This window comes from Campylobacter lari (assembly GCF_900638335.1).
Lineage (GTDB): Bacteria > Campylobacterota > Campylobacteria > Campylobacterales > Campylobacteraceae > Campylobacter_D > Campylobacter_D lari_E.
In genome coordinates this window covers 307,763-320,619 of sequence record NZ_LR134508.1, presented here as the reverse complement: position 1 = coordinate 320,619, position 12,857 = coordinate 307,763, and the positions used below count along the sequence as shown (strand labels likewise).

Below are 12,857 nucleotides of genomic sequence, written 5' to 3'. Positions count from 1 at the left end.
AAAATGGACTCAAAAATCTTTTTAGAAAATGGTCGTGTTAAAAGTAAAGGTTATGCCATGCTTAGCAAGGATTCTAAATTCACGCCTTTTGAATTTACACGTCATAAAGTAGGTAAAAACGATATCTTAATCGCTATCAAATACGCAGGAATTTGCCATAGTGATATTCATACCGCAAGAAGCGAATGGGGCGAAGCAACCTACCCTTGCGTGCCTGGCCACGAGATAGCAGGAGAAGTTATCGCAGTGGGAGAAAATGTGAGTAAATTTAAAGTAGGTGATTTTGCTGGGGTTGGGTGCATGGTAAACTCATGCGGAGAGTGCGAAGCATGCAAAAAATCTCAAGAGCAATTTTGTGAAAATGGTAAAACCGTCTACACTTATAACTGCAAAGATGTATTTCATGATAATGAAAACACCTATGGAGGCTACTCAAACAACATCGTAGTAAGTGAAAAATTTGCTATCAATGTGCCAAAAAATGCACCACTTGACAAAGTAGCGCCTTTACTTTGTGCAGGCATTACTACCTATTCACCGCTTAAATTTTCAAATATCAAAGAAGGTTCAAGCGTAGCCATAGCAGGATTTGGTGGGCTTGGTATGATGGCAGTTAAATACGCTGTAAAAATGGGAGCAAAAGTAAGTGTTTTTGCAAGAAATGAAAACAAAAAAGCAGAAGCTCTAGCTATGGGTGTGAGTAATTTTTATACTAGTACAGATAAAAGTGTGGTAAAAGAAAAATTTGATCTCATCATCTCCACCATACCAACCTCTTATGATCCACTTGCTTATATGGATTTACTAAAATTTGGCGGTGAAATGGCCATAGTAGGTGTACCTCCATATGAAATAAGCCCTAATATAAATATTATCAATTTTGTATTTAAAGCAGGCAAAAAAGTATATGGTTCGCTTATTGGGGGCATTAAAGAAACTCAAGAAATGCTTGATTTTTCTTTAGAACATGGAATTTATCCTGAAATTGAACTCATCAAACCAAGTGAGATTGACAAAGCTTATGAAAATCTCACTTCAGGAAAAGCCAAATTCCGCTATGTAATCGATATGAGTGCAGAAAATTAATACTCATCAAAAATCACATCGCTAGTATCAAAACCTCTTTGCTTGGCTATTTCAAGCAAAGAGTTTATTTGCTCTTTTACTAAAATCTCTCTTGATAAAATCCATAAATATTTTTTATCAGGACTACCTACGATAGAAACTTGATAATTTGTATCAATGTAAATAATCTCATAATTTGGCTTGTTAAAAACATTCATAAAAATACTAAATTTAACCGCTAAAGCTCTTGGAGATTTTACCCTGGCTTTGCCATTTGCTTGAGAGATTTCTCCATTTTCTTTTGTGCATATATTTTTAACTTTAATTATAGGTGTAGAGCCTTTGTACTCTAGCTCATATTCTGCTTTAGCACTTTTACAGGTTTTTTGAAAAAAGGCAGGTTTTCTAGCCATTTCTAGCCATGTACCCATGTATTTTTCTAAATTTATACCATCTAATAATTCTATCATTTTTCTTCCTTTTGATTTACCTCACCCCAATCACACATTGCTTGTAAAATAGGAATTAAACTTTGTCCTTTTTTAGCAAGGCGGTATTCTACTTTTGGAGGGATTTGCGGGTATTCTTTACGTGTGATTAAATCATCATTTTCAAGCTCTCTTAAAGTATGCGTTAAAGTCTTAAAAGAAATACCACCAAGATATCTTTTAAGTTCATTATATCTTACTACTTCATAGCGAAATAAACAGTACAAAACACTCATCTTATACTTTCCCGAAATCAAAGACAAGGTATAGTTAAACCCACATTCTGTAAAATTGCACTTTTCTTCCATATACTTTCCTTTAATATAGTATTATGCTTTTTTATATTATAATCCAAAATCATTTTTTATCAAAATGAAACACATTAAAAAGGATTTCGATGGATTTCATCACAAATCTTATTATTGCTGCTATTGTTGGTGGTGCATGTGGTGCTGCACTTCATTTATGGAAAAAGAAAAAAGAAAAAGATAGTAGCGAAAAATAATACATGAAGCAAAATGCTTCATGTATATCTATACTAATTGTCTATCATTTTTATGATATTTTAAAATACCCTCTGCACAACGATAAGCCAAAGCTCCAACTGTATCAGTAGGATTATATCCACTATTGTGCTGAAAATTTCCCGCACCCACAACAAAAAGATTATCCATATCCCAATGTTGCAAATAAGTATTAACAACACTTGTTTGAGGATCAGCACCCATAGTAGTTCCACCCGTATTATGTGTAGATTGATAAGGCACTATACTATAATCTTTTAAATAAACTCCTTTTTTAATCGATCTCACTCCTTGCATTTTTTTAGCTACTTCAGCTGTTTTATCTGTTATAAATTTATGCAAAGCACGATCTTGATCTGTAAAATTATAAGTAAGTCTTACCAGTGGCATTCCAAAAGCATCTTTATAGGTTGGATCCAAACTCAAATAATTGCTTTTGTGTGGTAAAGATGCACCTTGTCCTCCTACTGTAATAGCTCTTGTAAAATTATAATTTAAAGCTTTTTTAAATTCAGCTCCCCAACTTGGAGTTCCTTTTGGCAACGGAGCTGATTGGATAGGGCGATTTCCAAGTTGCACGCTATAAATCATAGCTCCGTGCAAAAACTTCTCTTTTGAGTGGTCAAAATTATCCCCATTATAATCATCACAAGTTGTACCCAAAGCGCCTGAACCCATATATGTATTAAATTGCTCATCAAAAAACGCTGTTGTTCCCATATTGATTTGATAACAATAGTTTTTACCTAAAGTTCCTTTGCCTGTATTTGGATCATATTGCTCACCTATATCACTTACCATTAAAAGCTTGGCATTATTAAACATATAGCTTGTAAGCACTACAATATCTGCTGGCTGAATATACTCTTTCATAGTCCTTGTGTCTACAAACCTAACTCCTGTAGCTTTGCCATCTTTTTTTAGTATTTCTACGACATTGCTATGAGTTCTTATAGTATATTTTCCTGTGCTCATAGCTTTAGGTATAACAGTATTAATAGGACTAGCCTTAGCACCATACTCACAACCAAAACGCTCACAATAAGCACAATATTGACACGGGGCTAGATCTTGACCATCTGGATTAGTATAACCGCCTTTTGAATTAGCCGCAGGTAATCTAAATGGGTGTAATTTCATTTCTTTTGCAGCTTTTTCGAAGCGTTTAAGCATTTTAGTGTTTTCTAAAGGTTTTTGTGGATAAGGACTTGATCTAAACAAACCCATTTTTTCAGCAAGTGGGTTTTCTTCTCCACAAATTCCACAGGTTTTTTCAAACTTATCATAATAAGGTTCCATATCTTTATAGGTTAAACCCCAATCTTGCAAAGTATAATCATCGCCTAATTTATTGCCATATCTTTCAAAACTTTTTGTTTTAATCTCAAAATCATAAGGTAAAAATCTAAAGGTCCAACCATTCCAATGAACCCCTGCACCACCAACATTACTTCCAAGTAAAAAAGATCCCATTTTTCTATATGGCAAGGCCAAACCATTAACATTATGGCGAAAAGTTACTGTATCTTTTGAACAATCTTGCATTAAACCATAGTTAATACCATATCTCCACTCATCATGAATCATTGCAAAATTTTCCGTAGTTTGCATCATACCACGCTCTAAGCTCAAGACAGTCAAGCCAGCCTTGGTAAGTTCTGCTGCAACTATACCACCTGTCCAACCAGCCCCTACTGTTACCACATCTACTTTTTTTAATACTTCTGCCATAATTTATCCTTCCATATCAGCTAAGCTCATAGGCTCTATGTCAAAAAACTCATCGCTTGTAATCTTGTCAATATAACTCATTTGAGCACCAGGATATTGCATCATTCTCCAACCATTTTTATTATCATTACCACCATAAATTGGATCAGACAAAACTCCAGCTATTGTCATATCTCTTAAAAGAGTAAAAAATTCAGAAGATTTAAATCCTATGAAATCGATTTTATTTTTTTCTAAATCAACTAAAATTTTATCTTGATCAACTCCTTTTAAAGATGAAAAAGTTTTTTTATAGCGCTTTTGAGATATTATTTCCAAAGCTTTAACACCTTCTAAGAAAATCTCATTGCGTTTCATTGGGGTTTGATAACCTTGCTCGGCAATTCCTTCTATAAATGGTCCTTGTAGATATTCTCTATCATTATAACCATAAGCTGAAGCTAATTGATTGTCAATAAAATAAGGCACACCTAAGCCTATAGCACCATCACCTTGCTCATCTTTTGGATAAATTCTCTCACATGCTGCACTTAGATTATCAAAATCGGTCTGCACTTGAAAAAACATTTTTCCTCTTATTTTATTTGAACTTCCTTGTGCTTTCTTGTGTGCATGAGTTAATTCTGCAGCATGCAATATAGCTCCACCACTCATAGTACTAGCAGCAACCACACCGCCACCCAAAAGACTTAATTTAAAAAAATTTCTACGATCGATGACATTATCTTGCATATTTTCCTCCTTTTTGTTGACAATATCAACTTATATTCATTCTATTCCTTGCTTTTTTAATCTAGTCTTAAATAAAAAAAATAATATAATTTTTGTATTATTTTTTAAAAAATAAATCATAAAAAGTAACATATTTGTTTTACACTTTCTTATAGTATAGTATCTTACATAAATTTCAGTATTGAAATAAAATTATAGTTAAATTATAATTTCAAAAAACGCAAAAGGATAAATATGCAAAAAATATTACTATTAAACGGTGCAAAAGACTTTGGACACTCTAAAGGAAGATTAAACACAAGCTTACATGAGCTTGCACTTAAAACCTTAAAAGATCTTGGTTTGCAAATCCAGCAAACACATATAGATCAAGGCTATAACACAAACGATGAAGTAGAAAAAATTCTAAACGCTGATGTTTTGATTTGGCAAATGCCTGGTTGGTGGATGGGAGAACCTTGGATAGTGAAAAAATACATTGATGATGTTTTTACAGCTGGACATGGAGTATTTTATAAAAACGATGGTAGAAGTCATAACGAACCTACTAAAAATTATGGCACAGGCGGGCTTTTAAAAAATAAAAAATACATGCTTTCACTAACTTGGAATGCTCCAATGCAAGCCTTTGATGATAAGAATGAATTTTTTAATGGAGCTGGGGTTGATGGAGTGTATTTACACTTTCACAAAGCACATGAGTTCTTAGGTATGAGTGCTTTACCTACTTTCATAGCTAATGATGTAATCAAAAATCCTCAAGTGCAAGAATATTTCACAAACTATAAAGCACACTTAGAAAAAATTTTTAAAGCTTAGAAATTTGGGATTTGATGCTAGAAATCATTGATTTTTTAGCCTCAAATTCACTTTTTAAATTCAAAATAATCTGCCTTTTAGCTTCTGCAAAATCAACAAAGCTTTGCATATAATTTTTATAAATTTTTAAAACTACAGGCTTATTTAAAAGCAAATCTTCAAATTCATAGACATTAAGCTCGGTTAATACCCTTTGATGTACTTCACTTGCTTTTGGATGATACAAGCTAAACTCAGTGCTATCAAGCTCATAAAATTCTTTACTCGCATTCATTTTAGTGCTAAAAAATCCCAAAGTAAGTTTAGTAGCACTTTCATAATTTGCTAAAGCTTTTAGATTAAGCTTTTCTAAAAATAAATCAAGTTCAAGTTGGCTTTTAAACAATAATTGCTTAAAATCTTTTAAAAAAAGCTCCTCGCTAGCACTAGCAAAGCTTCTAAAGCTAGCAAATTCTTTTTCACTTTCTAAGACATTTTCTTTTTGTAAATTTGAAAATTGAGCTTTAAAAAGCAAAATTTGCTCTTCTAAATGAGTAAAAAATAAGGAAAAATCATCTTTGATTTGACTAAATTCTAAAGTGATTTCATTTTTTAATCTTTTAAATTCCTTATTCATTGCTTCAGAGTTGTAAAACATAGCCAAAAATGCATCATCACTTGAAAGATACGGTGCTTTATAAGCAACTTTTTCATAAAGATTTTTCTTAAACAAACCCTTAGCTTCTTTATAATAACTACTATCTTTTTCTTTGATAAATTTTAAAATTTCTTGGGCGATTTTTTCTCCAACAAGTTTTAATTTATCTAAACAATTATGATTTAAAATTTTGATTTTTTGCTCTAGATTACTTACTTCAAAAGTTTGCAAAATAGTATTAAATTTAAGCTCTAATTGTTCTAGCGCATTTTGAAATAAATCATATTGATTTGACAAAAGTTCGCATAAATTACTAAGTTTTTCTTTAACAAAATCTTTTTTAATATGCTCATAATCAAGCCCTTTTAAATACTCATAAAGTAAAGGTAAATTTGACTTTTGTAAATCAAATTTTGCTTCTTTGCATGAAATTGCGATGATTTTTTCAAAATACTTATCAAAGACTAAATGTGCATAATTTAAAACATTTTCTAGCTCATCTTGGCTTAACTTATCTTTTTGATTTAGCACGCAAATCCCACCACGCTCTAAAAGCTTGGCATTTGCTTTTATAGCATCTTCTTCACTTTTTTTGCCTGTATTATCAATCAAACTAAGCCAAATAGCACTATGCATAAAAGAAAGCTCTTTAAAAGTAGTTAGCGTATCAGTTGTATTTGCATTTAAACCCGGGGTATCTATAAGCGTGATATCTTTTAAAAGCTCAATAGGTGCAAAAAGGTGCAAACTTTTAGTTTCTTTTAGCTCATTTCTTTGATCGCTAAATTTAGAAAGCTCATCTATATCAACAATCTCATCACTGCCATCTTCATATTCAACTCTTAAAAAATACTCCTTAGCATAGCGTAAAAAAGTAGGCTTAAAAGTCACTGGCACCACGCCTGTTGGCAGGCATTCTTTTTGTAAAATCAAATTTAAAAGCGTGGATTTACCGCTAGAAAATTGCCCTATAATGGCCACATTAATGGCTCTTTTATAGCTAGCTATAATCATCTCAAGATCTTTTAAAAACACATCATTTAAATGCAAACTTGGCTCTAAAAATGCATTTTTTATTGCTAAAATCTTTCCTTCAAAACTATCATCAAAGCTTTTACAATAAGCATTTTCATAAGCTTTTAAAAAATCATTAATCAAATCATTTTGCATTTAAAAGCTCCGTTTTTAAAGTCTTTAAACTTTGTAATTTTGTATTGTTTTTTTCTAAAAGCTCTTTGGAGTTTTGTTCATTTTGCTCTATTTGTAAAATCAAGTCTTTTAAGTCTTTGATTTGCTCTTCTTGCTCTTTTTCGTATAAATTTAAACTAAGCTCCAAATTAGCAAAAAATTCTTGATTATTTTTTAAATCTAGGGCAATTTTTTCTATATTAAATGTTTGTAATTTTTCTAAAATTTGATTTTCTAAAGAGCTTTCTAATTTATAAATATCTTGCGTAGATTCTAAATTTTTTAAAAGCTCTGTTTTTAATGCCATAAAAAGATCATTAGTGAAAATGCTTTCTATTTTTGCTTCAACCTTACTTTTAAAATCATCACAATTTTGTTCTAAAATAGCTTTTAAAAAATCATATTTCACACTTAGAGTGTTTTTAAGCTCATTAATTTTATACTCACTTTGCTGTTTTAACTCTCTTAAAAGATCAAAAATTCCATCTTTTAAAGTCGTATCAATGATAGTATTTAATCTTTGAGTGTTGTTTTTGATTTTATTATTTTGATTATATTTTAGCTCATCTATGAGTTTTTCTTTTAATTTCTTAGCTAGTAAATGCAAAAGTGTTAAAATTTCTTGAGTATTTTCATCTTTTGTGTTAAAAATAGCGCTTAGCTCTGCTTTTACTTGCGTTAATTTTTCTTTTTTTGCTTTAAAATCATTGATAATAGTTTGATTTTGCTTATCAAGCTCAAAGCTTTCATAATTTAGCATTTTATTAGAAAATTTAATTTTTTCTTCTATTTTTTCTAAATGTAATAATAATTCTTTTTTATAAGCACTTAGAGCAATTTTGTTTTTATCATATAAGCTTTTAGCTATAAGTTCTTCTAGTGTTAAAATATTACTTTGTTCTAAATTTCCACCTTTTTTTTGATAAAAATCATTGGCTAGTTTTGAAGAGATACACACAAAATCTACATTATCTAATAATTCTTGGCTAAGCTGCTTTTGTGCTAAATTTTCTTTGAGTTTATTTTTAGTATAACTAATCACCTCTTGCAAGTCTTTTTGACTAAGTAAATCAGCTTTAGTAAGCACAATCAAAAGCTTACTTACTCTTGAAGTTAGCAAACATTCTATAATAAAATCACAATCTTTTTGACTAAGACTTTGAGAAGCATTCATAAGGTGGATTAAAAAGTCAGCTTTGCTTATATAAGCTTTTGTTAAAAGTTCTCTTTGGATGATCACATCATCAAGTCCTGGAGTATCAACTATACAAACATTATCTTTTAAAAAATCAAGCGATGCAAAAAGCTCTATTTTTTTAATAAGTGCTGAAATTTTGTTTTTTGCACTAGTGTAATTTTTTAATTCTTCAATTTTTATTTCTATATTTTTATTTTCTTTTTCAATATACTCATTTAGATTAAAATTTTGTTCAAGTTGTTTTATAAGTTCTTGCATATCTTGATTATCTTTAGAGCTTTTTAAAATATCTTGCCATTCTTCTTCACTCCAAAAATATATCTTAGCTTTTTGGTTTTTGCCATATTTTAAAACACTCAAATTTGCAGTTTCAGGTACATTAGATACACCTAAAAAATCTTTTTTTAAAAGTGCATTTAGCATACTTGATTTACCTGCATTTACCACACCCGTTACCGCGATAGAAAAATCAATATTGCTAAATTTAACTAAAGCTTCTTGTAAGAGTTTTTGAGCTTTTTCATCCTCGCAAAGCTCTTGTAAGTTTTGGTTAATGAGATCTAGTGTTTGATGTGAGTTTTGAACTTCTTGCTTGTAATCTTTTTGAATAACTTTTTGTTTAGATACAAAAGCATGTATTAAAGTATTATCAGTGATTTTTTGAAGTTTTTCTAAGGCTTTTAAAAGCTCGTTTTTGTCTAAAATTCCTAAATTTAAAGCGTTAATAAAGCAAACCTGTGCATACTGAATGCCATAAAGATCTAAGCGTAAATTTAAACTTTTCATCAAACTTTTAAATTCACTCAACGCACTAAATCTTTCATAATTATCAAGATTAGTACTTAAAATAATTGCTGCTTTTTGAGCATCAATTAAACTTTCATCAAAAAGTGTATTTGTGTCAAGATAAACACTATGATTTTGCCAAATTTGTTTTAGTAAGGTTTTAAGAGCCCCCTTTTCTTGGGGGCTAGGATTATTTGTTTCTTTGAGCGACAAGCTGTCTTCTCATGTAAGCGATTTTACTTTGTAAAGGTAGTTCTTTTGGACAATTATCTTCACATGCAAGTAAAGACATACATCCAAATACACCATCATCATCGCCCACTAATTCATAAAAATCTTCTATGGTTCTGTGATCATGTGGATCTTGTAAATATCTAGCTGTTCTTAAAAGTCCAGTAGCTGCGATAAAATCAGGTCTCATTAGCTTAGTCGCACAAGAAGCAACACAAATTCCACACTCTATACAACGATCAAGTTCAAAAGTCTCATCAGCAACTTCTGGCTCAATACGTTCTTCAAGTTTAGAAATATCTGTTTCTTTTTCATTATGCACCCAGCTTTCAACACGTTTGCACATACCATCAAACCACTCACCTGTATTAACACTTAAGTCTTTTATATGTCTAAATGCAGGTAAAGGCATAAGCTCTATAACGCCATCTGGATAGTCTTTTGTCAATGTTTTACAAGCAAGTTTTGGCTTACCATTGATCATCATAGCACAGCTTCCGCAAATCCCTGCTCTACATACAAAGTCAAAACTCAAATCTGCATCCATTTTTTCTCTGATTTGAGTTAAGCACACAAAAATCGTCATAAATGGAGTTTCTTCAAGCTCATAAGTAACAAAATGAGGCTTAGAAATTTTACTTAATGGATTATATTTAAATGCTCTTATTGTTAATTTTCTACTCATAATCAACTCCTATTCTTTGATTTGGTGCTTTAAATTTAGCTTGTAATTCATAAGGCATTAGAGCATGTTGAATTTCATATCTACCTTTGCCTTCTGCTTCCATTTTTTCACGGATCGCATCAACTTCAGCTTGACGTTTTTCACTTAATGGATTTTCAATGATATTTCCTTTAGCACCATAACCTCTAAATGCAGGTGGAATTTCCATTTTCATAATGTCAAGATCTTCATACTCAACTCTAGGCATACTTTCGCCTTCTACCCAGTAAGTATTTGTTCTTTTCATCCAATTTAAATCATCTCTTTTTGGATAATCTTCTCTATAGTGAGCCCCGCGGCTTTCTGTTCTTAAAAGTGCACCATAAGCAACACATAAAGCAATTTTTAACATTCTTGGAACCCTGTAAGCTTCTTCAAGCTCTGGATTTGCACATTTTAATTCTTTATCATGTACTTTTAAATCAAGTGATTTATGATATAACTCTTCAAGCTCTTTAACCGCTTCTTCAAGACCTTGGCCTGTTCTAAAAATAGCTACTTTTTCCCACATAATGTCTTTCATTCTATTTTTGATTTCAAATACATCATGTTTACCTTCTTTACTTACAAGAGATTTTAAGTAATCATACTCTTTAGAAAGGAAAGATTTAACGATATTTGTATCAATATCATTACCATTTTCTTTACAATATTGTGCAAAATAATCTCCTACGATCATACCTGCAACAACAGTTTCTGAACATGAATTTCCACCCAAGCGGTTAAATCCGTGCATATCCCAGCAAGCTGCTTCACCACACGCAAAAAGACCATTTAGCCATTGGCTTTCACCGGTTGGTTTGGTTCTAATACCACCCATTGAGTAATGTTGCATAGGTAAAACTGGCGCCCAGCCTTTTGGACCCTCATCAGCAGGATCAATGCCATTAAATGTCTTACAAATATCTTGAACATCGCGAAGATTTTTTTCAACATGCGCACGACCAAGGATAGAAATATCAAGCCATAAATGATCTCCATAAGGGCTTTTTACACCTTTACCTTTTCTAATATGCTCCATCATTCTACGACTTACAACGTCCCTACTTGCAAGTTCTTTTTTCTCAGGCTCATAATCAGGCATAAAGCGGTAACCATCAACATCTCTTAAGATACCACCATCACCTCTACAACCTTCAGTTAGTAAGATACCACTTGGTACGATTGGAGTTGGGTGAAATTGCACTGCTTCCATATTTGAAAGTCTACAAAGTCCAGTTTCAAGTGCAATAGCAGCTCCTGTACCTTCACAGATAACAGCATTTGTAGTTTGTTTATAAATTCTACCATAACCACCTGTTGCAATCATAGTTCCTCTAGCAACATAAGCAATTAATTCTCCATTAGTTAAATCTCTAGCAATAGCTCCTAGACATTTTTTACCATCATGGATAATTCTTACCGCTTCCATTCTATCGATGATTTTAACTTGATGTTTAATCGCTTCATTTGCTACACCATAAAGCATACAGTGTCCTGTCGCATCAGCAATATAACATGTTCTCCATTTTTTAGTACCACCAAAATCTCTTGCATTTATAAGACCATGCGCTTCTTCTTTTTCTTCAATAGTAGTTTTTTGAGCGTTTATAACAACAGTTCTAGGTCCTTTTGTAACCCTAGTCCAAGGCACACCCCAAGCAGCAAGCTCACGCACAGCTTTTGGAGCAGTTTGTGCAAACATTCTTGCAACTTCTTGATCACAGCCCCAGTCAGACCCTTTTACTGTATCAGCAAAATGCACATCTTCATTATCTCCCTCGCCTTTAACGCTATTTCCTAAACTCGCTTGCATACCACCTTGCACAGCAGCTGAGTGAGATCTTTTAACCGGACAAATACTTAATAAAGTTACACTTTGACCACTTTTTGCAACTTCAATAGCAGCTCTTAAACCTGCAAGACCACCACCGATAACTAAAGCATCACTATATTGTATGTTCATATTTAGCTCCATCATAAGTTTTTACTATTTGCGCTACAGAGTTGTTTTGGTAATTATTAAAGCCTATTTTTGCAAAAGCAGCTAAGCTTAATACACCTAAAACTAAGAAGAAAATACTAATAAACCATTTTGCTTTTTTAAGTTTTTTACGACTTTCTTTTGCATCTTTACCTTCAAACCAACCCCATTTTACACATAATCTATAAAGACCGATACTACCATGTAACTCAACACAGATTAATAATGCAATGTAAAATAACCACATAAAATGGCTTACTACTCTATCGCCTGACATATCAGCACTGATTTTATCTGCATTAGTAATGATAAAAATTAAGTGCGCAGAACCCAAGAAAAACATTACAAAACCAGTTGCAGCTTGAACCCACCATAAAGAAGAATCACCATGATTCATATATTTTAAGTGCGTTCTACAAAGTTGGTATTGTCTGAAATTAATAGGGAATTTTCTCATTGCAAGACCCGCATGCACAAAGAAAATAACCAAAACACAAGCAGCTAAGAAAGAAGTGATGTAGCTCATCATAGGGCTATTAATGATAAATTTTAGTTCTAAAAAGTGAACCACCGAATCAAAAAAATCATCACTAACCAAAATGGTAGAAACGAAAAACATATGTGCCCACATAAACAAGCCTAAAATCAAGCCTGTTGCACTTTGAATATAGTCAAGTTTTGCTGGCATTTTGCTTTTTTTGCCATCAATACTCTTGCCTAAAAAACCTTCAATGAGTTGGCTCATATTTACTCCTTTTAAAAGTTGATAAG

At 32.0% G+C, this 12,857-nt stretch carries 11 protein-coding genes; 2 read left to right on the top strand and 9 right to left on the bottom strand.

Going from position 1 to position 12,857, the window contains the following annotated elements; translation table 11 throughout:
- Window positions 1-3 precede the first annotated feature (3 nt).
- Window positions 4-1,086 carry an NAD(P)-dependent alcohol dehydrogenase gene (locus tag EL235_RS01740; protein WP_126340676.1) on the top strand — a complete coding sequence of 361 codons (1,083 nt, stop codon included), beginning with the start codon at window positions 4-6 and terminating at the stop codon, window positions 1,084-1,086.
- Here EL235_RS01740 and EL235_RS01735 read toward each other — a convergent pair.
- The 4 genes from EL235_RS01735 to EL235_RS01720 all read right to left on the bottom strand — a co-directional run bounded on the left by EL235_RS01735 (window position 1,083) and on the right by EL235_RS01720 (window position 4,540).
- On the bottom strand, window positions 1,083-1,535 hold the full coding sequence (locus EL235_RS01735; protein ID WP_126340675.1) for a lipocalin family protein: 453 nt from the start codon (window positions 1,533-1,535) through the stop codon (window positions 1,083-1,085). The genes EL235_RS01740 and EL235_RS01735 overlap by 4 nt on opposite strands.
- Window positions 1,532-1,861, bottom strand: a complete 330-nt coding sequence (gene rrpA, locus EL235_RS01730; protein ID WP_039625409.1) for a MarR family transcription factor RrpA — start codon at window positions 1,859-1,861, stop codon at window positions 1,532-1,534. Before rrpA ends, EL235_RS01735 begins: the two co-directional genes overlap by 4 nt.
- Before the next feature lie 225 nt (window positions 1,862-2,086).
- Window positions 2,087-3,808 carry a GMC family oxidoreductase gene (locus EL235_RS01725; RefSeq protein ID WP_126340674.1) on the bottom strand — a complete coding sequence of 574 codons (1,722 nt, stop codon included), beginning with the start codon at window positions 3,806-3,808 and terminating at the stop codon, window positions 2,087-2,089.
- A gap of 3 nt (window positions 3,809-3,811) precedes the next feature.
- On the bottom strand, window positions 3,812-4,540 hold the full coding sequence (locus EL235_RS01720; RefSeq protein ID WP_039625404.1) for a gluconate 2-dehydrogenase subunit 3 family protein: 729 nt from the start codon (window positions 4,538-4,540) through the stop codon (window positions 3,812-3,814).
- A 234-nt stretch (window positions 4,541-4,774) separates the two neighbouring features.
- Here EL235_RS01720 and EL235_RS01715 point away from each other — a divergent pair, with 234 nt between their 5' ends.
- Complete coding sequence (locus EL235_RS01715; RefSeq protein WP_039617583.1) at window positions 4,775-5,359, top strand: NAD(P)H-dependent oxidoreductase; 585 nt, start codon at window positions 4,775-4,777, stop codon at window positions 5,357-5,359.
- Here EL235_RS01715 and EL235_RS01710 read toward each other — a convergent pair.
- The 5 genes from EL235_RS01710 to EL235_RS01690 are packed head-to-tail and all read right to left on the bottom strand — an operon-like array spanning window position 5,349 to window position 12,831.
- A complete protein-coding gene (locus EL235_RS01710; protein ID WP_126340673.1) occupies window positions 5,349-7,166 on the bottom strand; it encodes a dynamin family protein in 1,818 nt (605 codons plus the stop codon). The genes EL235_RS01715 and EL235_RS01710 overlap by 11 nt on opposite strands.
- Window positions 7,156-9,381 carry a dynamin family protein gene (locus tag EL235_RS01705; protein WP_052243241.1) on the bottom strand — a complete coding sequence of 742 codons (2,226 nt, stop codon included), beginning with the start codon at window positions 9,379-9,381 and terminating at the stop codon, window positions 7,156-7,158. The genes EL235_RS01710 and EL235_RS01705 overlap by 11 nt, the downstream gene beginning before the upstream one ends.
- Window positions 9,359-10,084: a fumarate reductase iron-sulfur subunit gene (locus EL235_RS01700; protein ID WP_012661078.1), complete on the bottom strand. Its 726-nt coding sequence runs from the start codon at window positions 10,082-10,084 to the stop codon at window positions 9,359-9,361. Before EL235_RS01700 ends, EL235_RS01705 begins: the two co-directional genes overlap by 23 nt.
- Entirely contained in the window at window positions 10,077-12,068 is a 1,992-nt protein-coding gene (locus EL235_RS01695; protein WP_039617579.1) for a fumarate reductase flavoprotein subunit, read from the bottom strand. Before EL235_RS01695 ends, EL235_RS01700 begins: the two co-directional genes overlap by 8 nt.
- Window positions 12,052-12,831, bottom strand: coding sequence for a fumarate reductase cytochrome b subunit (locus EL235_RS01690; RefSeq protein ID WP_039617578.1), 780 nt, complete (start codon window positions 12,829-12,831; stop codon window positions 12,052-12,054). Before EL235_RS01690 ends, EL235_RS01695 begins: the two co-directional genes overlap by 17 nt.
- Window positions 12,832-12,857 lie beyond the last annotated feature (26 nt).

What these genes read in the sequence shown, in the direction of transcription:
- EL235_RS01715 (WP_039617583.1), top strand. Translation starts at nt 4,775, where the DNA reads ATGCAAAAAATATTACTATTAAACGGTGCAAAAGACTTTGGACACTCT.
- EL235_RS01740 (WP_126340676.1), top strand. Translation starts at nt 4, where the DNA reads ATGGACTCAAAAATCTTTTTAGAAAATGGTCGTGTTAAAAGTAAAGGT.
- EL235_RS01725 (WP_126340674.1), bottom strand. Translation starts at nt 3,808, where the DNA reads ATGGCAGAAGTATTAAAAAAAGTAGATGTGGTAACAGTAGGGGCTGGT.
- EL235_RS01720 (WP_039625404.1), bottom strand. Translation starts at nt 4,540, where the DNA reads ATGCAAGATAATGTCATCGATCGTAGAAATTTTTTTAAATTAAGTCTT.
- EL235_RS01710 (WP_126340673.1), bottom strand. Translation starts at nt 7,166, where the DNA reads ATGCAAAATGATTTGATTAATGATTTTTTAAAAGCTTATGAAAATGCT.
- EL235_RS01690 (WP_039617578.1), bottom strand. Translation starts at nt 12,831, where the DNA reads ATGAGCCAACTCATTGAAGGTTTTTTAGGCAAGAGTATTGATGGCAAA.
- rrpA (WP_039625409.1), bottom strand. Translation starts at nt 1,861, where the DNA reads ATGGAAGAAAAGTGCAATTTTACAGAATGTGGGTTTAACTATACCTTG.
- EL235_RS01735 (WP_126340675.1), bottom strand. Translation starts at nt 1,535, where the DNA reads ATGATAGAATTATTAGATGGTATAAATTTAGAAAAATACATGGGTACA.
- EL235_RS01695 (WP_039617579.1), bottom strand. Translation starts at nt 12,068, where the DNA reads ATGAACATACAATATAGTGATGCTTTAGTTATCGGTGGTGGTCTTGCA.
- EL235_RS01700 (WP_012661078.1), bottom strand. Translation starts at nt 10,084, where the DNA reads ATGAGTAGAAAATTAACAATAAGAGCATTTAAATATAATCCATTAAGT.